The sequence below is a fragment of the Paenibacillus sp. 2TAB23 genome, from assembly GCF_052115165.1.
Lineage (GTDB): Bacteria > Bacillota > Bacilli > Paenibacillales > Paenibacillaceae > Pristimantibacillus.
On the sequence record NZ_JBFRGD010000036.1, the window covers coordinates 1 to 19,710 of the forward strand.

At 46.2% G+C, this 19,710-nt stretch carries 16 protein-coding genes and 2 pseudogenes; 6 read left to right on the forward strand and 12 right to left on the reverse strand.

Annotated features, from left to right (window positions below; genetic code table 11):
* Both AB4Z29_RS30470 and AB4Z29_RS30475 read right to left on the reverse strand, forming a co-directional pair.
* Positions 1-1,345, reverse strand: a 1,345-nt coding sequence (locus AB4Z29_RS30470) for an InlB B-repeat-containing protein (RefSeq protein ID WP_441946658.1), incomplete at its 3' end; no start/stop codon positions are given.
* A gap of 112 nt (positions 1,346-1,457) precedes the next feature.
* Positions 1,458-4,004, reverse strand: a complete 2,547-nt coding sequence (locus tag AB4Z29_RS30475) for a LuxR C-terminal-related transcriptional regulator (protein ID WP_441946659.1) — start codon at positions 4,002-4,004, stop codon at positions 1,458-1,460.
* A 171-nt stretch (positions 4,005-4,175) separates the two neighbouring features.
* Between AB4Z29_RS30475 and AB4Z29_RS30480 the strand changes: the two are divergent.
* A pseudogene (locus AB4Z29_RS30480) lies at positions 4,176-4,572 on the forward strand (IS4 family transposase); the annotation flags it as partial.
* A 559-nt stretch (positions 4,573-5,131) separates the two neighbouring features.
* On the opposite strand, the gene AB4Z29_RS30485 reads toward AB4Z29_RS30480, so the two are convergent.
* Positions 5,132-5,449 carry a hypothetical protein gene (locus AB4Z29_RS30485; protein ID WP_441946660.1) on the reverse strand — a complete coding sequence of 106 codons (318 nt, stop codon included), beginning with the start codon at positions 5,447-5,449 and terminating at the stop codon, positions 5,132-5,134.
* A 336-nt stretch (positions 5,450-5,785) separates the two neighbouring features.
* Between AB4Z29_RS30485 and AB4Z29_RS30490 the strand changes: the two genes are divergently transcribed.
* The gene (locus AB4Z29_RS30490) at positions 5,786-6,202 is read left to right on the forward strand and encodes a VOC family protein (RefSeq protein ID WP_441946661.1); all 417 of its coding nucleotides are present in this window, start codon (positions 5,786-5,788) and stop codon (positions 6,200-6,202) included.
* 79 nt (positions 6,203-6,281) lie between these two features.
* On the opposite strand, the gene AB4Z29_RS30495 is transcribed toward AB4Z29_RS30490, so the two are convergent.
* The 4 genes from AB4Z29_RS30495 to AB4Z29_RS30510 form a co-directional block, all read right to left on the reverse strand.
* Positions 6,282-6,707, reverse strand: coding sequence for an SRPBCC family protein (locus AB4Z29_RS30495; RefSeq protein ID WP_441946662.1), 426 nt, complete (start codon positions 6,705-6,707; stop codon positions 6,282-6,284).
* 76 nt (positions 6,708-6,783) lie between these two features.
* Positions 6,784-7,740 (reverse strand): sigma-70 family RNA polymerase sigma factor, encoded by a 957-nt coding sequence (locus tag AB4Z29_RS30500; protein WP_441946663.1) that lies wholly within the window; start codon positions 7,738-7,740, stop codon positions 6,784-6,786.
* Positions 7,741-7,894: 154 nt separating this feature from the next.
* On the reverse strand, positions 7,895-9,154 hold the full coding sequence (locus tag AB4Z29_RS30505; protein WP_441946664.1) for an MFS transporter: 1,260 nt from the start codon (positions 9,152-9,154) through the stop codon (positions 7,895-7,897).
* Positions 9,155-9,325: 171 nt separating this feature from the next.
* The gene (locus AB4Z29_RS30510; RefSeq protein ID WP_441946665.1) at positions 9,326-10,027 is read right to left on the reverse strand and encodes a MerR family transcriptional regulator; all 702 of its coding nucleotides are present in this window, start codon (positions 10,025-10,027) and stop codon (positions 9,326-9,328) included.
* A 164-nt stretch (positions 10,028-10,191) separates the two neighbouring features.
* On the opposite strand from AB4Z29_RS30510, the gene AB4Z29_RS30515 reads away from it, so the two are divergent.
* Complete coding sequence (locus AB4Z29_RS30515; protein WP_441946666.1) at positions 10,192-10,911, forward strand: hypothetical protein; 720 nt, start codon at positions 10,192-10,194, stop codon at positions 10,909-10,911.
* Between the two features lie 189 nt (positions 10,912-11,100).
* Here AB4Z29_RS30515 and AB4Z29_RS30520 read toward each other — a convergent pair whose 3' ends face one another.
* Complete coding sequence (locus tag AB4Z29_RS30520; protein ID WP_441946667.1) at positions 11,101-11,955, reverse strand: alpha/beta fold hydrolase; 855 nt, start codon at positions 11,953-11,955, stop codon at positions 11,101-11,103.
* Between the two features lie 209 nt (positions 11,956-12,164).
* Here AB4Z29_RS30520 and AB4Z29_RS30525 point away from each other — a divergent pair, with 209 nt between their 5' ends.
* Positions 12,165-12,581: a MerR family transcriptional regulator gene (locus AB4Z29_RS30525; RefSeq protein ID WP_441946668.1), complete on the forward strand. Its 417-nt coding sequence runs from the start codon at positions 12,165-12,167 to the stop codon at positions 12,579-12,581.
* A pseudogene (locus AB4Z29_RS30530) lies at positions 12,581-13,221 on the forward strand (SDR family oxidoreductase). The gene AB4Z29_RS30525 and the pseudogene AB4Z29_RS30530 overlap by 1 nt, the downstream one beginning before the upstream one ends.
* A gap of 236 nt (positions 13,222-13,457) precedes the next feature.
* Here AB4Z29_RS30530 and araA read toward each other — a convergent pair.
* Genes araA through AB4Z29_RS30545 form a run of 3 tightly spaced genes read right to left on the reverse strand, consistent with a single transcriptional unit; the run spans position 13,458 to position 17,238 of the window.
* Positions 13,458-14,882, reverse strand: a complete 1,425-nt coding sequence (gene araA, locus AB4Z29_RS30535; protein ID WP_441946669.1) for an L-arabinose isomerase — start codon at positions 14,880-14,882, stop codon at positions 13,458-13,460.
* Positions 14,883-14,923: 41 nt separating this feature from the next.
* On the reverse strand, positions 14,924-15,619 hold the full coding sequence (locus AB4Z29_RS30540) for an L-ribulose-5-phosphate 4-epimerase (protein WP_441946670.1): 696 nt from the start codon (positions 15,617-15,619) through the stop codon (positions 14,924-14,926).
* A 2-nt stretch (positions 15,620-15,621) separates the two neighbouring features.
* The gene (locus AB4Z29_RS30545; RefSeq protein WP_441946689.1) at positions 15,622-17,238 is read right to left on the reverse strand and encodes a xylulokinase; all 1,617 of its coding nucleotides are present in this window, start codon (positions 17,236-17,238) and stop codon (positions 15,622-15,624) included.
* 405 nt (positions 17,239-17,643) lie between these two features.
* Here AB4Z29_RS30545 and AB4Z29_RS30550 point away from each other — a divergent pair, with 405 nt between their 5' ends.
* Complete coding sequence (locus AB4Z29_RS30550) at positions 17,644-18,735, forward strand: GntR family transcriptional regulator (protein ID WP_441946671.1); 1,092 nt, start codon at positions 17,644-17,646, stop codon at positions 18,733-18,735.
* A gap of 187 nt (positions 18,736-18,922) precedes the next feature.
* On the opposite strand, the gene AB4Z29_RS30555 is transcribed toward AB4Z29_RS30550, so the two are convergent.
* Positions 18,923-19,516 carry a DJ-1/PfpI family protein gene (locus tag AB4Z29_RS30555; RefSeq protein WP_441946672.1) on the reverse strand — a complete coding sequence of 198 codons (594 nt, stop codon included), beginning with the start codon at positions 19,514-19,516 and terminating at the stop codon, positions 18,923-18,925.
* Between the last annotated feature and the right edge of the window lie 194 nt (positions 19,517-19,710).

Below are 19,710 nucleotides of genomic sequence, written 5' to 3' on the forward strand. Positions count from 1 at the left end.
TGTTGCCCGTCTTCACCAAGCTTCCCGTGTTTCCTAATACGGTTACCGTTGCGCTTTGCTCGTACGGATTGCTATCCGTTGGCACGGTTCCTCCCGTGCTGCCATTGCCGTTATACGTTACGGTGTATGTCGGGTTGGCCGTCCACTGCGCGTACAGCGTCACGTTCGCCGCTCCCATGCCGAACGTTGCATTTGCCGCATAGGGTGTTCCTGTTCCGTTRGCCGCCGTGTTCCAGCCTGCGAAGGTGTTGCCCGTCTTCACCAAGCTTCCCGTGTTTCCTAATACGGTTACCGTTGCGCTTTGCTCGTACGGATTGCTATCCGTTGGCACGGTTCCTCCCGTGCTGCCATTGCCGTTATACGTTACGGTGTATGTCGGGAGATCAATGTTTTGAAATATGTCTCCTCTGTTACCTACCGCGATAAACGTGCCGTTGCCGTAGGTGACGCCATTAAGAGACCCGAACGCACCCTCATGGCTTTTCGTCCAACTCACTAAGTCACTGGAGGTATAGATAGAATTAAATGATCCCACACCCACATACGTACCATTTCCGTAGGAGACACTATGAAGGACGCCAGAATTTACCGACTCACATTCCACGCAGATAATGCCCGACGTGGTGATCATACTCCAGCTCACTCCGTCAACGGAGGTCAATATCGTTTTTCCGTTTACTGCCCAGGACACAAACTTACCATTTAGGTATTTGACGCCTTTAAGATCTGCCGCAGTGCCCGAATTTCGGCTCGTCCAGCTCACTCCGTCACTAGAGGTCAGTATCGTTCCATTTTGCCCCACCGCCACAAACTTTTGGTTGCCGTAGGTGACGCCCTTAAGTACTGACGTGGTGCTTACATTGCGATTCGTCCATAAGTCCGGCGTCTCGCTCGTCGTAGAGGTGTATATGGCTCCTGTATTTCCAGCAACTATGTTCCCCACCGCCACATAAAGGCCGTTGCCGTAACTAACGCCCCAAAGGGATAAATAATTATTGAGGGTATGGCCCGTTTTCCAGATCACTCCGTCACTAGAGGACGATGCAAGTCCAGCTCTAGTCACAGCCACAAACTGGCCATTGTCGCAACTGATACTAGAAAGCTTGAGTGTATTTTCCGGTTTGTAATACGTCCAGCTCGTTCCGTCACTCGAGGTTAAAATGGCTCCCTCATCAGTCACCGCCATAAACTTGCCGTTACCGTAGCAGACGTCCTGATTACTGGTAAGAAGGTTTTCGGGTTTCTGATTAACCCAATTATCAGTAGAAGCAGCACTAGCAAAAGTGGGGATCATCTCCAATAGAATAATTAATGCCATTACTAAAGAAATCCAACGTTTGTTCATAAATGATTTCACTCACCTTTGTCTAGATTCGACATTCTCCTCTACTATAAATTAAAATAAACAAAATAGAACCTACCCGCCTGGGGTAGGTTTTTACATTTTAACCAAGTCTCTATAATTGCTTTGCAAGTTGCAGTGCTTGTTTACGATTGTTTATTTCAAGCTTTTTGTAGATGTTTTTAATATGAAATTTCACAGTATCTACCGTAATATTCAGACGCTCGGCGATTTCCTTGTTCATCAATCTATCCATGATCAGCAGCAAAATTTTAAATTCCTGCTCTGTCAGTATTCCTTTCGGTGATTGATCGACTTCTGGTGTATCATTCATAGCACGCAACAGTTGCTTTACATAGGAACCCGAAGAAGAATTGCTATCTTGCTGAACCTTTGAATAAGCGTTAAGCATCACCGCCATTACAAAACCCTCGTCAATAAAACTACGAACATATCCATCTGGCTTGGCCAAATCCAAAGCAGTGCCCAATTGAATGAGCGCAGCCTCCGTTTGACCCGAATGCCATAGCGTCACGCTTTGCACAATTAATACTTTTGTGTGATCACGAAGACAGTCTCCCTTGCACACCAAGAGATATAATCTTTCCAACAGGTACAGCGCTTCTTCTATTCGTTCGCACGCCGCAAGCACTCTAGCCAAAATCAGATGCTCTGCCAAAAGATTCAATGAAACCTCATCCGTGTGCGCAAGACCGCACCTTTGCAACCAATCAAGCGCATCTTGGAGCGAGCCTTGCCGCAAAGATAGATAAGCTTGTTCCGTTTCGATTTTCTCAATAAATAAAGCATAATCGGGTGAATCAATTTTCGACTTCAATTGCGCCAATAGTTCGGACGCTCGCTTTGGATTTCCTTTGGCTTGCTCAGTCCGCGATGCAGCGATGCCCAATTGAATCATAATTCGTGCAAGAGGCTGTTGGTCTATGTGATCCAATGACCGAGCTAAGTAAGATTCTGCCTCCTCCAACCGATTCCACTCATACAGCAAATGGATATATGCCAAGTACATATATCCAATAAAAGGATAATTTTTTTTATACTCCCATACTTTAATCCATTTCAAAATGAAGTCTTCCGCCGCATACGGATCTTTGATTAACGTTAATTGATCATAATTCCTACTGTACCCTTCATACCGGTTTACCCCCATCACCTGAAAGTAGCTTCCTTCCGGCATATATCGTTCTGTAAGGGCCAAATAATCCGATGCTCGCACAAAGTCATTTTGGATATAAGAGGCCATGCCACAATAGAAATAGATATTACCCATAACCTTGTTCCAGTCTACATCGGGTAATTTCCCTTGCAGTGCTTCAAACCGGACTTTGGTTTGCTCCATTCTCTGAAAAGCGGCTTCCCACTTACCTCCTAGCATCATTACGGCTATATAAAACATTTCGATCATTGGCTTCTCCGCAAAGGAGCTTTCAGGTAAAACAGTTACCCACCTCATCAACGCGGCACTCTTCGATTGCATCAAGGCAGGGGGATTTTTCTCGATCAAACGAATAACATCCGCAAACTGTTGGCCTTCTAAATAATGATCCACCGCTTCTTCATTAAACCCATGTTTTTCCAACCAATTCGCCGCGCGGATGTGCACTTGAATCCATTTGTCCGAATCCGTTCTGGATCCTAGCTGTCGCAAGAAATCGGAAAGCAAATGGTGATATCGATACCAATTCCGCTCCTCGTCTAAAGGTATAATGAATAAATTTAGCTGCTCCAGTCTCTCCAATTGCTCTTGACTGTTCATTTGACCCGTTACTGCTTGGCATAAAGAATGGTTCATTCTACTTAAAATGGACGTTTCCAATAAAAAGGACCGCATTGTTTCCGACTGATGCAGGAACACTTCTTCCAACAAGTAATCGGATATATGATACTGTTGACCCGAAAATTGCTGGATGGACTGCTTTATATTAGTACTGCGTTTCAGAGAGATTGCCGCCAGCTGCAATCCACTGACCCAACCCTCAGTTTGATAGAACAGCTCGGTTACTTGCCCTTTCGTTAGCGATAAATCCGTCGTATCTCGAAAAAATACAAACCCCTCTTCCAGTTCAAAGCGTAAATCCTGCATTTGGATATACTGCATTTCGCCCTTCGCCAGAAGTCTGGTAGTAGGAATAGGCAAATCGGTACGGCTAGCGATATAAAGATGAATATGTGGGGGGAAATGTTCCAGTAGGTAGCTCAATGATTGGTGAATATCGGGGAGTTCAATGAAATGATAATCGTCGAGTATGATTACCAGTTCACCGGTTATATGATTCAATTCATTCAAAAGTTCCTTAATCATAGGCTCTGAAGATTCCGAAGGTCCCTTCTCAAGAAGACACCCAATCGTTTGGCCAAAACTAGAGATTCTCTCCTGAATGGAGGCCGTTACGCAGCTCCAAAATGAAATCCACTCATTATCATGCTTATCTAAAGAGACCCACGCAACAAGCGCGCTGCATTGTTTCACCCATTCACATAAAGCTGTTGTCTTTCCATAACCAGCCTGCGCGGAAACAAGCGTCAGCTTGGTTTCCATCCCCTCGTTAAGCTTGAGCATCAGCTTTGGACGGGGTACCAAAGTATTTCGTATATGAGGGATCTGAAATTTTGTATTTACAATCACTGTTGATACCTCCACAAAAAAAGCTCTAAATTAATAACTCAACATTCGCAACGCGAAATTAGCTGAATCCCTTGTGGCTGTAGGGATAAATCGTGTTTTTTCTTTCTCTAGACAAAAAAGTACCTTCGTCGTTTGGTATCATGAGAGCGACTAGCAACCATGCAAACAAAGATAGGTGTGTAATCTATGGTACACCATCGTTCCCTGTCTGACCAGTCTCGTTTTTCGTCTGTTTTTACTTCTTTGAAAGTCGGCAAACTGCTTCTGGCGGCTGGCATTCACAAGTCTTTTGGCCTCTCAGCGCTCGCTGTCTTTCAGCTGCTATTCTCGCTTGTCTTTGAGGGGAAGAATGGGTCTCGACTGCTGGAAAGTGGCCGAGGCGGCTCATTGCCAGGCAAATTGTGGTCTATCGTTTTCTAAATCATCCCCATTTTGCGTGGCGTGCCTTTCTTCATTCGTTTAGTTTGACGATAGTCCGACAGTTTTCCTCGCTTACGTCAGCCAAGCGTGTGAAAGTGTTTATCATGATGACTCCACACTGCAGCGCAATCGTAGCAAGAAAGCAGAACTGCTCGCCAGAGTACAATTTTATCAAATTTCTTCAAGACTTCATTTCTGTTGAGAAATAACTTTTCATACCGACCGGAATCGTCCTGATCTACAATTGTGAAGTTCTCTCCCGTTAATTTTAAAACTTCAGGAGAATTTTCAAATGAGAGCTTCCAAGAATTAAACACATTTCCCAAGATAATTGCAGATTCATTGTCAAAGATATCTGGTCGATTCTGTATCTCCATCCAAAATTGTTGTACGTCTGTTGTATTTGGAACAAGAAAAAATTCATGTATTAACGACATATTTAGTCACCTTCCTACTTAACTAAATTGCCTTAGTTTAATTCTCTAGCCAAGCCCAATTCCCCTTCAGAATTGGTTATGTTTTCCATGCTAAACTGCCTGTTAGTTCAACGAGGCTACCGTTCTATGCCGGCAGCCTCGTTCTGGTTATTATTAAGATATAGTTCCCATTCAGTTTAAAATATTACTAATTCTCAATCAGCGTCTCCACCTACATTACTTCTTCTAATTACCTCAGACATAACGAGAGAACGAATGACCGCAAGGATGAAAATAATGAGTTAATCATTTAGAAGCATTGGAAAATAACAGCTCTCGAAGTTGCGTTAAAACGCTAGGTAAGAATTCTTGTGGATGTAATACGACTGCCACCAACACGTTTATTAATACAACTGTAATCCAAATCATGCATTTGTATAATCTTGATTTTATTATTCGAGTGATAAATAGAGAAATTATCAAAATAGTAATATTAAAAAATAATGTTATTGGAATGCTCACAATTCTTCCAAGACCTGTATAAGGGAAATTTTCGATTAATAAAAATATGGCCGCTACATTCGGAATCATAGCTAATAAAAAAATTATTACCGACTTCTTCATGTTGATCTCCTAATTTGGGCCTACGTAATTTCACATAGCAGGACTACGATTTTTATAAGGAGATATTCGCGAAACAGATTAAACTATCCTGCCATTTAGCTCAACTAGGCTGCCAATTTATGCCAGTAGCCTCGTCCTGGTGATTATGAAGCTATCGTCTTCCGTTAGCTGAACAGCCTGCAGGATCTCGCCGGGAAGCTGTGTAATTAACCCGGTTGATTTTTCAAAATTTATGCTTCCGAATCCATGAGACCGATGAATTCCCGGATCGGCTGTCGTCTATATAAACGAGGGATAAATGAACACAAACTAATTTGACGAAGAGGTGTTTTGAAAATGGCTTTAACGTCCGCATTCACGAGCTTCAACCTGCCTGTAATAAACGTAGAACAATCGAAAGCGTTCTTCACCGGACTCGGATTCGAGCTCAACCCGCAATTTCCCGAGAACGAGAATTCGGTTGCCTTCGTGATCGGCGACAACCTGCAGGTCATGCTGATCAATCAAGCATTCTTTAATACGCTCACGGAGAAGGAATCCGTCGATACGAGCAAGTATGCGCAGATGACGATCGCATTGGCCTTCGAGAGCCGGGAAAAGGTCGATGAAATCGTGAATACCGCGGTCTCCTTGGGCGGGAAATTGCACGCTGAACCTGAAGATCATGGGTCCATGTATCATTGGGGCTTCGTAGACTTGGACGGCCATCTGTGGGCCATTAACTACATGAGCATGGATGCGGCACAAGGTTAAGGCTAACGGAGAGCACGCTCGTACTAGGATTCAAAAAGAAAGACGCCGGGCATCTTCCCCGGCGTCTTCTTCGCGATGATTAGTTTTGTTCGGTATAGGCTTTGAAATTATCCATGATCGCTTGCCAGCCTGCTTGCTGTAACTCGACGGGATTGGAGCTTTCCGCGTCGAACGTTTCAATGACCTTCGTCTCATTCCCTTGATCTACGAAAGCAATATCCACTCTTCTTCCGTCTTCCATGGTGTAGCCGATCGCCTCATGTCGATTCACGACATCGTAGACGCCGCCCAAATCAAAGCCAAAGCTGCCATCCTTCGCTTCCATCCGTGTCAGAAACTTGCCGCCGATCCGCAGATCGTTTTCGGCTCTCGGCGCATGCCAGTCCTCGGACGCTTGATTCCACTTCGTGATGTGATCCGGCTCTATCCAATAGCGCCATACCTTCTCGACAGGGGCTTGAATGACGGCTTGCACGGTTACTTTCTTCGGTTGACTCGTTTCCATTTTAAATAAACACCTCTCTCATGATATTTGTCGTTTGGTTATTCTCAATAATATAGACGTAAGCCAATGACAAAATTCATTGGTCAATTCGCTCAGGCAGCCCAAATCGCGAAAATAATGGCTTATGAATGAAGTTTTGAACGTGCAGGATTTGATTTTCTTTGGTTTCGATGACGTGGATGCCCCAGGGTACCAGGCCAGAGCCCTCTTTGCCCGGCATATACTGGGCCAACGCCGGATAACCGCCATTTACTGTAATGGGCACAAATCGCGAACCTTCGCAATGCCAGCGAGTAAGCGAATAGAAGGCGGACAAATCTTCCTTGCCGCGGATCCACATCTCGAAGGGCGGCATCGACATGCAGCCTTCCTCGTGGAACAACGCGACGAGCGCAGCAATATCGAATTGCTCGAAGGCCTCCACATACCGGGACAGCAGCAGCTGCTCCGGTTGAACGTCCATGCTGCTGAGCTCATCCGAGCGAAGCTGCGCCCGGTCCATCGTCTCTCGGGCTCTTTGCAAGGCGCTGTTCACCGCTGCCGGCGACATCGCCAACGTTTCCGCGATCTGCTTGGAGGACCATTCAAATACATCCTTCAAAATGAGTACCGCGCGCTGCCGCGGAGGCAAGTTCTGCAGGAGAGCGATGAAGCACAGTTGAAGGGTATCTCTGCGGACGAGCCGATCCTCGGGATTGCCCCCAAAGTCGGGAGACGGCCAGATCCAGGCAGAATCCGGCAGCGTGTCGCGCGGCTCGACGATGGCGACGGCCGGGTCGAACAGGTCAACGGGAAGCGCGCGGCGTTTGGATTGTCTCAGCTTGTCCAAGCACAGGTTGGAGGCAATCCGATAGACCCAAGTTTTGAACGAGGAATCCTGTCTGAACGTGCTCCAGCTCTGCCAGACCCGAATACTCGTCTCCTGAACGGCATCGTCCGCATCGTCCATGGAGCCTAGCATTCGATAACAGAACGAGGTTAAGCCCGGCTTCAAGCTTGCAAATAATGGTTCGTCAAATGCGGGTTCGTTCATTGTGGCCTCCCTTAAACGATCTCCCCGAAGGGTGGTACCTTCATTATATGCAATGAAGCGGACAGCCTCAATCCGAATAAATAGGCAGGATTTTAGTACTCATGGATAAATATTTAGCATGATCGTATTAATTTATTTTGTTTGGACATAACGCTTACTCCTGCTCCAGTGGCGCTTCCTTAATGACTGGCATACCCGCTTCAACTAATCTCTTATTTCGAATGAAGAAAATGGACAGAACGACCATCAACACTCCCGTGCCAACGAGAAGCCATTCAATCTCAATGATATCCGACAGCGGGCCAAATATTAACATCCCAATTGGCATCATCGAAGTCGAGATCATACCGAATACGCCAAAGATGCGTCCCAAATAATCCGGGTCTACCTTTTCTTGCAGCATGACGGTGGTCGGTGTATTAAAGACGGGAATGGCAACGCCGAACACGGCCATCACGGCCAGGTAGATCCAGAATACAGGAACGATGCCCAAAACTAGCGTACAAACGCCCATAATCAGGTTGGCAACGGTCATCGTATACACTTTATTGCGGAAGCCGCCCCATGAGGCGATAATCGCTCCGCCAGCCATCATGCCGATAGAGAAGGCAATTTCGATAGCTGTCAGCCGCCAATAATCTTCCCCGAAGCTGCGAGTTACTTGCAGCGGAGTTAAAAAGGCAGCCGGTGCCATTAATACAAAGAAAAAGGCAAAAAATAAGAAAAAGGTTTTGAGAAAGCTGTGGTTTTTAATGTAGCTCAAGCCTTGTTTAAAATCATCCAAATAGCTAGTCGTTTGCTCGTCGGCCGCTTTTTTATGCAAAGGTATCTTCAAGAAGAAAGCTAATGTAAATATCGCTATCGCCGCTGTAATCACATCGATAAAAAATATGACTTCGATTGTTGCCATTGTGAGCAGCGTCGCGCTTACGATAGGTGCAACAAACATCATGAGCGCTTGAAGACTTCCGTTTATGCCATTCACCTTCGTCAGCTTATCCTCTGGTACGATCTGGGGCAATATGGCCCCCACCGCAGGCGTTTGAATACCCGCGCCGAGTGCGCGAACGGCAGCAATGGCAAACAACAGCCAAATCTCGTTATAGCCCAGCAAAAATGTAATGGCGAGAATCAGTGTGACAATGGCAATCATCGCATCTGCTATTATAATCAACTTTTTCCGGTTGAAACGGTCCGCCCACACACCTGCAAATGGAGATAACAGAAAGGTAGGAATAAATCCGCAAATAATAAATAATGTCATCATCAAGCCCGATTTTGTTGTGAGCGTCACGTACCACATAATCGCGTATTGCACTAATGCGGAGCCAAATAATGAAAAGGTTTGACTGCTTAGAAAGATAATAATGTCACGCTTCCAATGCTTCTTTTTATGCTCTTCGGATGGCATCATTTTTTTATCTTACTCCCTTCTTCACTGTACATTTCTAGCATTGCTAGCTTCCTTCTATTAAGTCATTGCCAAACTCGATAAGTCTAATCGTAGTTGCAGTACTATTTTCTAATCGCATTTAAACATAGTCCTAAGCCTCTCTTCGTCACCCCCCGATGAATGGTATATGTGCTACTCTTCTTTATTTGACACGATATCCAATACATGTTGTAAACAGGCGATTCCCCGCACTTGCTCAACCAATGCATAATCTATGTAATGAAGAGATTTAAGAGCTATCTCCTTAGCCTGCGCAACATTATGTTTATCAAGCTCCGCCACCACTTCGCGAACCGTATCCAAGGAATATACGACTCTTTGAACCGTCCGGATAATAAGTACTTTGCGAATATCTGAAGGGCCATAGATCCGGAATCCGCTTTCATGCTGACGCTCGGGCTTAATTAAACCTTCCTTTTCCCAATGCCGAATCGTGGATGCAGATACATTGGCCTCTTCAGCTACCTCACCAATCGTAAACGAGTTTTTATTGCGGTACTTTGGGAGATCGTTCAGTTCTTTCAAATCGAGCATATCGACTGTTTTTTGCACGATTTCTTTTTCTGCGTTCAATCTTACTTGCGCCTTGTTAACTAGCCATAAAGCATCCAGTACTTCCCCACGAATGATGCGCGGCATCACCTCTCGAATCAATTCCATACCAAAGCCGGTATACATCGCTCGTATACATTGGAAATAAGCCTCATGCTCTTTTGTATATAAGCGGTAACCATTTGCTGCTCTCTCGACATATGGAACAAGCCCCCAGGCTTCATAATGCCTTAATGCGCTGGTGCTTATATTTAATTTTTTCGCGATTTCAATCCCTTTCATCTGAGCCCCTAGTCCAACCCTATCATTTATCTTTAAAGCACACGACGGGTTTATCCCTTTTGGTCATTCTAACATATGAATAAGCATCAATAAACCTTATCATTTGCATGAATGTGTTACGCTTGATGCATAATCAATATTCAAGAAAGATGAGGTGGCTACTTATGCTTAGAATCAAACCGATTTTACCATGTCCATCCATAAAGGAACAGGTTTCCTTTTATGAAAGCTTGGGTTTCAAAACGATTCAAATTTATACTCGGCCAAATCCGTACGTAGTTATTCGCTATGGCTCGCTAGAGCTGCATTTTTATGGAACTAAACGCATATTGCCTCACGAAAACTCCCAGATGTGCTATATCGAGGTTGACGATGTAAACCAGATCTATGAAGCCTTTACTACCGGACTGAAACGGCATACCGGGAAAATCCCTCGTACAGGCATACCCCGAATTTCAAAAATAAAACATCTGTCAGAAGATCGACGATTTATGATGACAGATCTTGGCGGAAATACATTTTATATCGGAACACCGAATACCGCTTTTTCCGATCCTACTTTTTATAGGTCCATTGAGAGCGTGGAGTATGCCAAATATTTCGAAACCCTATACGATTTAATGTATTCAAAAGAGGATATCCATGCAGCGTTTAATATGTGGGAGAAATTTTTTCCTGCAGACGATATAAATGCGATACATGCAGAGGATTTGGATCTAGCGAAGATATTGCTGGTTGCTTTGGATATTCATATACAACGAGATAAAGCAGTGAGCCACAGCATTAACGATAAACTTAAAGAGCTATTTAGCTCTCACGACACTGAAGCTCCCGATTGGAGTAGAGTCTTGCATCAGTATAACGATATTATGAGCGTTGAATAAAAAAATACTGATTATTGTCCGACCAGCTTGACGGACGCAATCTGCGAAATGAATATACATATTCGCAACAGACCGGATTGAATAGACAGCCTGCCTAGCCTTTGAGCAATCACAGCTTGCTTTCATTAGATGCGCTCCGCAAGCTGGTTTGAAGCCTCGGCAAAGTCTGTCCATTCAACATTGTCCAGCTTAATCAATCATCCGTATAATCTCGTCCACAATCAGGCGCGGCTCGGTGTACATGACCATATGCCCGGAATTCGGAGCTTCTACCAATCGACCGGCCGCTAATGCGGCCGCCGTCTGCCGATGGGCTTCGTGAAGCGCCGGGCGAAATTTCCGTTCCATTCGCGATACATGAGTGCCAGAGATGACGGAAACCTCTATGTCTGCAAGCTTCAACGGACGTTCGCGAAGCGTCCTTAAGTCTTCAAGGAAAGGCGTTCCTTCCGCTACCATCGTTCTAGCCGCCCGCAGCGTGAAGTCCTCTCGGTAATGCTCCTTATAGACGTCGGCAGGCAGCGCCTTGCCGGGCTTGCTTCCCATCAGCCGATATAAGCCGACTCTGGCAAGCATCGGAATGAGCTTATTCATTCTCGCGTAATGCTTCACGGACGATTCCTCGAAATACAGTCCGCAATGCTCGTCCGTTTGATCAACCAGGACAATCCCGCGTATACGCGCGGGATTCATGGATGCAGCCATGCGAATGATTGGTCCACCCCAGCTATGCCCGACGAGGACAAACGGGCCTGTGCCCAGCCGGTTTAACAAGAAGATCAGATCATCAGCCATTCTAGTCAGCGTCCTTGGCTCTCGGTCCGGCTCACTCCTTCCGATACCCGCTCGGTCGTAGACGACTGCGCGCGTATGCTCGCAAACAAGCGGCTGCACAAGTCCCCAAGCACAGCGGGACGAGCCCATGCCCGATTCGAATACGACGGTTAGCTTGCCTGCTCCTTTCTCCATATAATGCAGCTTGCGTCCATCTTTGGTCTGAATATAATGGCTATCTCCAAATCTATGAGATCTTGTGTCCGGCATCCTTGTTTTCCGCCCATCCATTAAGAATGATTATCAGTAGTATTGTAAGCGAATGGCGGGGAATGGACAAGCACAATGACTAGTGACAACCCAAATAGTGGGAAATTCGAAAATGCCGCTGCCTCGTTTAATTTGTGTTTGACTTAAACCATGGTTTAAGTCGTATGCTATTCCTGTCGATAAGAAATATAAAATTTGGAGGCCTCCAGATGAAGTATTGTTCAATTAGCGAAGTGTCAGCCAAATTCAATATTCCAGAATCAACGTTACGGTATTATGAAAAAAAAGGACTACTGCCACTAATAGAGCGTGATGAAGCTGGAAGGCGATTATTTTCAGAAAATCAAATGACGCTCCTTGAAATCATTATTTATTTAAAAAACACGCATATGCCAGTAAAAGGTATCCAACAATATGTTAGTTGGGTAGTAGAAGGAGATCACACTACTGAACGACGACTTGAAATGATGAAGAATCACAAGCAATCCGTTCTAGCTGAAATTTCTCTAATGACAGTTGCCTTAAACGCAATTGACGTGAAAATAACGCGATATACGAAGCGTATGAAACACATGAATAATGAGATAAAAGATCAATTGAAAAAAAATGGAGAAGAGGAAATCTAATGGAGCTTTCAGGAAATACAATCCTCCTTACTGGCGGCAGCTCAGGAATAGGACTAGCTTTTGCGGAACGCTTTATAAAAGCTGGAAGTACCGTCATCGTTACTGGGCGGCGTGAAGCTGTACTTCAAGAAGCGAAAGAAAAACTCCCGAGCCTTATTACTTATGTGAATGATTTGAACATTGCATCTGAGCGTATACGTCTATTTGATTGGGTAACATCGAAGCTCCTATTCATCTCTCGATGCTGTTTGCTCCTTTTTTTGCCACCAAAAAGGAGGCAGCTATTATAAACGTGACATCAGGATTGGCTTTTACGCCGTTTGCGATTGCTCCGATTTACTCCGCGTCCAAAGCAGCGCTTCATTCATTTACAATGAGCCTAAGACAACAACTTGCTGAAACGTCTGTAGAAGTAATTGAAGTTGCTCCTCCGGCAGTGAATACGAACTTAGGCGGAGCCGGGTTGCATACTCAAGGTGAACCGTTAGATGCCTTCACGGATGGTATTTTCAAAGGATTGGAAGAAGGAATACAGGAGATTGGATATGGCACTTCTGTGGATCGTTTACGTATGTCGCGAGATAAAGTCGACGAATACGTGGAAAAAATGTATACAGCCACTAAAGGCTTAATTGAATAACCTGCCCAGCTCAAAAAAGACTGCTCAAAAGCGATTTGCTTTTGAACAGTCTTTTGTTGGGTTCGCTATCTAGCTTAATTCAAGCTTTCAATATCCCACTAATACAGTTATTCAAAAAAAACGGTTTCTTGGTAGATGGAGTTGCTCATTTGCAAAAGAAACAGATTTTACATCCGGCTCAAGGAGGCGGACTCACGATTGACCCGAGTCCGCTTACCTTTCACCTTTATGATGGATTACTTAATGACGACGTATTCCAAGTTAACCAGTTTCGCATAAGTCACGATTTGGTCTGTCGTCAGGTTCAAGGAAACGACGGTATGGTGGCCGCCGCCATTCTCGATCCAAGCTCTTACTCCATCCTGGAAGTTCGGCTTCACCGTCCACAGGATGCGAGCAACAGGAAGATTAGGTGCCGGAACCGTCGGCTCGAATGCCGAAACCTCATTGATCAGCAATTTATAATGAGTGCCGAAGTCAGCCATGGATACAACGACGCCTTCGCCAGCTTTGCCATCGAATACCAGACGCGCCGGATCTTCACGATCGCCAATACCGAGCGGGGAAACAATAATTGTGGGCTTGTTGCTTGCCAAGGATGGATCTACCTCAAGCATATGGGACTGCAGGATGGCTTCTTGACCAGCCGCCATCTCGTAAGTGTAATCCTCCATAAAGCCTGTGTTTTGATTACGGCTCATCACCTTCAGCAAGCGATCAAGCGCGGCAGTCTTCCAGTCGCCTTCGCCAGCAAAGCCGTAGCCTTGCGCCATCAGACGTTGGACAGCTAGACCAGGAAGCTGTTTCATGCCATGCAAATCCTCGAAGTTCGTCGTGAAGGCATTATAACCTCTCTCGTCCAAGAACCGCTTGATGGCAATTTCATAGCTTACTTGGATTTTGACGCTCGCTTCCCAAGCTTCTTTGCTGTTCGTGCCGTAATCGAAATCGTAGAGCTCCGCATATTGCGCGAACAGATCATCGATTTCCTGCTCTGTAACAGCATTCACGTATTGTACAAGGTCGCCGATGCCGTAATAGTCCACGGTCCATCCGAATTGAATTTGTGCCTCGACCTTATCCCCTTCCGTTACGCCAACATTACGCATGTTGTCGCCGAAACGGGCTACTTTGATGCTGAAGCTTTCGTTATAAGCAACTGCAACGTCCATCCAATCCGCAATTTGCTGCTGCACTTCCGTACGTCCCCAGTAGCCTACGACGATTTTGTTTTGTTTCTTCAGACGAGCATTGATGAAGCCGTATTCGCGGTCGCCGTGAGCGGCTTGGTTCAAGTTCATGAAGTCCATGTCGAGCGTTGCCCAAGGAATGCTTTCATTGATCTGGGTTGCCAAATGAAGCAGAGGCTTCTGCAGCAATTTCGTGCCGCGAATCCACATTTTTGCAGGCGAGAACGTATGCATCCATGTGATGACACCTGCCACATCATCGCGATAGTTGACTTCTTTCATAATGCTCGTAATTTTATCCGCGCTGACAGCCAAGTCCTGCAGAACAAGCGGGTAAGGGAGCACACCGCTATTATTCAAGGCATCGGTCATTGTCTGCGCATGGGCCTTCACTTCAGCCAGTGCTTCTTCCCCGTACAAATGCTGCGAACCTACGACGAACCAAAATTGTTTAGCTGCTGTTACTGACATCTCGATCATCCTCTTTTCTATATTTTAAATAAGTAAGGCGATTATTTCTGCCCGTAGTAGGCATCTTTCCCGTGCTTGCGAAGATAGTGCTTATCCAGAATGCCTTGTGGCAGTTCTTTGGCAAAGTTGTTCAATTGACGCGCGTACAGATTCATTTTGCACACTTCCTCCAGCACGACGCTGTTCACGACCGCCGACTTCACGTCTTTCCCCCAAGTGAAAGGCGCATGTCCTTGGAGTAGGACAGCCGGGATCGCCATGACATCCAATCCACGCTTCTCGAACGTTTCGATAATAACGTGACCTGTCTCCGCTTCGTACCCCCGGTCAACCTCCTCTTGGTTCAAGAACCGCGCGCAAGGCACGGCACCGTAGAAGGTGTCCGCATGCGTCGTTCCCATTACGGGTACATCGAGTCCCGCTTGCGCCCAGATGGTTGCCCAAGTCGAGTGAGTATGCACGATGCCGCCAATTCGCGGATAGTGTTTGTACAACACGGCGTGCGTTGCGGTATCGGAGGATGGTCTCATCTCTCCCTCGACCACGTTGCCGTCAAGATCCACAACGACCATGTCGCTCGGTTTCATCTTCTCGTAGCTAACTCCGCTCGGTTTGATCACGAACAGGCCGCTTTCCCGATCGATGGCGCTCGCATTGCCCCAAGTGAATTTCACAAGTCCGTGCTTCGGCAAATCCAGATTCGCTTGATATACCTCTTCTTTCAGTTGTTCTAACAACGTTAGTTCCTCCCGTTCTCTAGCAGATGGTCTACAGCGGCTTGTTCGATGGCAAGCCCTGCATAGTATCGTTTGATGAATACTTGGAACCCATCGACATCCGTAGTATCCGGAACAATCTCCTGTCCTTCGGCATCTTTAAACACTTTCTGCTCCAGGAACTCGTCCAGGCTCTCTTCTTGATCCTTGTCGGTCATGTAAGAAGCCAGAAGCGCCATGCCCCATGCACCGCCTTCGCCGGCCGTCGACATGACCGAGATCGGCACGTTCAGCGCAGCGGCCAAAGCTTTTTGCCCAACGACAGGGGTTTTGAAGAGACCGCCATGAGCCAAGATGCTGTCAATCGCCACCTGTTCGTTTTCGGTCAAAATGTCCATTCCGAGCCTCAACGCTCCGAAAGCAGTGAATAAGTGCGTTCTCATGAAATTAGCCAGATTAAAGTTGCTTTCGGGCGAGCGAACGAACAAAGGTCTGCCCTTTTCGATTCCGGTAATATTCTCGCCTGAGAGATAACCGTAGCTAAGCAAACCGCCGCCATCCGGGTCGGCTTCCAATGCCTTATTCAACAGCACGCTGAACAATTTGCCGGAATCCGCGTTGTACCCCATAGCCTCGGAAAATTCGCGGAACAATCCCATCCAGGCGTTGAGATCGCTGGAGCAGTTGTTCGCATGCACCATGCCGACCGGACTGCCGTTCGGCGTCGTGACCATATCGATCTCCGGATATACTTTGGATAATTCTTTCTCCAATACAATCATCGCAAAAACGGAAGTGCCTACGGAGATGTTGCCCGTACGCTTCTTTACGCTGTTCGTCGCAACCATGCCTGTGCCGGCATCGCCTTCTGGAGGACATAGCGGAACGCCGGACTGCAGCTCGCCGGCAGGGTCTAGAATCGCGGCTCCCGCCACTGTCAGCTCGCCAGCTTGCTCGCCTGCGAGATATACTTTAGGCAGAAGCTCCTCCAGCTTCCACGAATAGCCTTTGGCCGCGGTTAATTCATCGAATTGCTTGACCATCGTTGGATGGTAATTATGGGTTGACTCATCGATAGGGAAGATGCCGGAAGCATCTCCGATGCCGATCACTTTATTGCCGGTCATCAGCCAGTGGATATATCCAGCCAGCGTCGTAACGAAATCAATGCGAGGCATATGCTCCTCTTGGTTTAATATGGCTTGGTACAGATGGGCAATACTCCAGCGCTCAGGGATGTTGAATTGGAACAAGTCCGTTAGTTCCCTTGCTGCCGCGCCTGTTGTTGCATTGCGCCAAGTCCGAAACGGCACTAGCAGGTCGCCCGCACTATCGAATGCCATGTAGCCGTGCATCATTGCGGAAAACCCGATCGAACCGACGATCCGGAGGGTGACTCCATAATTACGTTCTACTTCCTGCTTCATTTCACGATAAGCGGTTTGGAGACCTGTAATTATGTCCTCCTGGTTGTACGTCCAATATCCGTCTTTCAACCGATTTTCCCACTCGAAGCTTCCCGATGCGATAGTCTCGAAACGACGATCGATCAACACCGCTTTGATCCGCGTAGATCCAAATTCAATACCCAGCGAAGTTTCTCCCTTGGTTATCGCTTCTTTCAAATCGACTTGATTCATGGTCACGCTTAGCCCCTCTCTGCTCGTAGTTTGCTCGAAAATCAAATCGCTCATATCGCGTTCAATTTCGTAATTTAACCCCACCGATTTTTATACTAGCTGCTTCCTAACGGACCGGTAACTTCATGAGATAACCGGAAAATCCCAATAGAAAGAAGGCGCTTTCTCATTCTGACAGCCTTAGTATATTTTCTGTACGTACATTTGTCAATATAGTTCAATAGTTATACTAACATAAATGACTAAGCCACCTTAATTGGCCTCATTTATAGCTTCCTTATATGAATGAGCATGGAACTTGTACGGTTAAAATCGCAAATAAAACTACTGCATTTGCATTTCTAGCCATTCATGCTAAAATGTGTACGTACAACTTTTCGAACAACGATGAAAGAAGTGGATTGCGTGAAGCCAAAGTACCAGCTCATTATTGATGATATCAAAAGCTATATCCTCTCTGGAACATACAAAGCAGGCGAGAAAATCCCTTCGGAGCTCGCTTTGCAGGAGAGCTACAACGTAAGCCGTCAGACGGTTCGAAAAGCTATTCTGGAGTTATCGAACGAGGGGTTCCTGCGAAGCGAGAGGGGATCCGGCACGTACGTTAGCAGCCAATACCGGTCTAGAACGGGTACAAAAACGATGAATAAAACGATTGGCGTCATCACAACCTATATCTCGGATTATATCTTCCCCTCCATTATCCGCGGCATTGAAAGCCGATTAAATGAAGATAACTATTCATTGCTGTTAGCCAGCACCAATAATGATATCTCCCAGGAAAAAAAAGCTTTGGAAATGATGCTATCCTACGGCGTGGATGGCCTGATTATAGAACCAACTAGAAGCAATGTATACAATCCCAATATCGCATACTACCTGTCTTTTAAGGAGCAGGATGTTCCGTTCACGATGATCAATGCCTATTATGAAGAGCTGGAGGTTCCTTTCTTCTGTCTGGATGACGTTCAGTCCAGCTATCTCGCAACACGGGAGCTGATTGCCAAAGGACATTCCCAGATCGGCATCATTGCAAAAATGGATGATCTGCAAGGGAAGTTCAGAATGAAGGGATTTATCAAAGCACTAGGCGAAGCCAAATTGCGGTTTCAGCAAGAGCATGTGCTTTCATTCGATACATCGACAAAGTCGGACCTGTCCGCTAACTTGGAAGTGTATCTGAACGACAATCGAGATGAATTGACTGCGCTTGTATGCTACAACGACGAGGTAGGTTTAGAGGTTGTAAATGTATGCCGGGAACTCGGAATCTCCATTCCGGACGACCTATCCATCATTGGACAGGACAATTCTTATATCGCCAAAAACGCCAATATCAAGCTAACGACGCTGACGCATCCCCAAGAGCAAATGGGGCGAGACGCAGCTGACTGGGTCATAAAGAATTTACAAGGCAAAAAAGACCTGCCCGTGAGCACCTACTACCAGCCCGTATTAATTGAGGGTGAAACCGTAAAAGCAATCGAAGTGGAATAGTCACGGAGAAACATGCGAAGGAAAAGCCGGAATCAGAGAAGTGATCATACTCACTGGCCCCGGCTTATGCCAAGCAAAGAAGAGGATAACCGCCAAGAGGAATTTCTGAAAGCAGAATTATTAGATACTGCTATTCGTAAGCAAAGCCAGCGCTTGAACGGCACTGGCTTTTCCGCAATATTATGAATTAATTCGTGGTTGACGTTAGTTCCTTGTTCGACGTCCGGCCCAGCAGATTTAGAAATTCCCGCATAAATCCAGGGAGATCCGGCCATGCATGACCCGATACTAAATTTCCGTCTACATGAAGCGTCTCACTTGCATATTCTGCCCCGAGTGATTCGACTTCCAGCTTGCACGCATTGTATGCCGTTAACGTTCTGCCTTTGAAGTAGGAACGATCGGGCAGCGCCAGGAATACCTGAGCACCGTGACAAATCGCACCTACAGGCTTGTCCGCTTCCAGAAAGTGTTGGACAATTCGCGGAAGGTCTGGATCGTTGCGGATGAACTCAGGAGCGCGTCCGCCTGGGATGATCAAGGCATCGTAATCAGCAGGCTCCACGTCCGCAAAGGCTATATCAGACGGCAGCAGATGAGCTGGCTTCTCTGAATAAGTATCCCATCCCTCGATGAAGTCGTGGCATACCGTATTCAATATCTTCTTCCTCGGTGAAGCGATCACCGCCTCGTAGCCCTCTTCCTTGAGTCGATAGAATGGATAATAAACCTCCAGTACCTCTGCACCGTCGCCGGTTAGAATAAGCACGCGTTTGGACATTTTACCCTCTCCCAACTGTAAATTTATGTAACACCTTTTTCTATTATGGGGATAATCTGCAAGCGCCGTCAATGGTCCTTAAGAACGGGAGGAAGATGTCAAATTACGCAAAAACACGTCGTACCAGCAGGTACGCTGCAGATATGAGAAGCTCATTTGAATTCGCCTTTCGGAGAAATAGAAAAGCACCCAAT

Excerpts from the sequence above, each read along its gene's own strand:
- AB4Z29_RS30520 (WP_441946667.1), bottom strand. The coding sequence starts at position 11,955 with ATGCCGGACACAAGATCTCATAGATTTGGAGATAGCCATTATATTCAG.
- AB4Z29_RS30510 (WP_441946665.1), bottom strand. The coding sequence starts at position 10,027 with ATGAAAGGGATTGAAATCGCGAAAAAATTAAATATAAGCACCAGCGCA.
- AB4Z29_RS30525 (WP_441946668.1), top strand. The coding sequence starts at position 12,165 with ATGAAGTATTGTTCAATTAGCGAAGTGTCAGCCAAATTCAATATTCCA.
- AB4Z29_RS30490 (WP_441946661.1), top strand. The coding sequence starts at position 5,786 with ATGGCTTTAACGTCCGCATTCACGAGCTTCAACCTGCCTGTAATAAAC.
- AB4Z29_RS30515 (WP_441946666.1), top strand. The coding sequence starts at position 10,192 with ATGCTTAGAATCAAACCGATTTTACCATGTCCATCCATAAAGGAACAG.
- AB4Z29_RS30505 (WP_441946664.1), bottom strand. The coding sequence starts at position 9,154 with ATGATGCCATCCGAAGAGCATAAAAAGAAGCATTGGAAGCGTGACATT.
- AB4Z29_RS30545 (WP_441946689.1), bottom strand. The coding sequence starts at position 17,238 with ATGAATCAAGTCGATTTGAAAGAAGCGATAACCAAGGGAGAAACTTCG.
- AB4Z29_RS30495 (WP_441946662.1), bottom strand. The coding sequence starts at position 6,707 with ATGGAAACGAGTCAACCGAAGAAAGTAACCGTGCAAGCCGTCATTCAA.
- AB4Z29_RS30485 (WP_441946660.1), bottom strand. The coding sequence starts at position 5,449 with ATGAAGAAGTCGGTAATAATTTTTTTATTAGCTATGATTCCGAATGTA.
- araA (WP_441946669.1), bottom strand. The coding sequence starts at position 14,882 with ATGTCAGTAACAGCAGCTAAACAATTTTGGTTCGTCGTAGGTTCGCAG.
- AB4Z29_RS30555 (WP_441946672.1), bottom strand. The coding sequence starts at position 19,516 with ATGTCCAAACGCGTGCTTATTCTAACCGGCGACGGTGCAGAGGTACTG.
- AB4Z29_RS30500 (WP_441946663.1), bottom strand. The coding sequence starts at position 7,740 with ATGAACGAACCCGCATTTGACGAACCATTATTTGCAAGCTTGAAGCCG.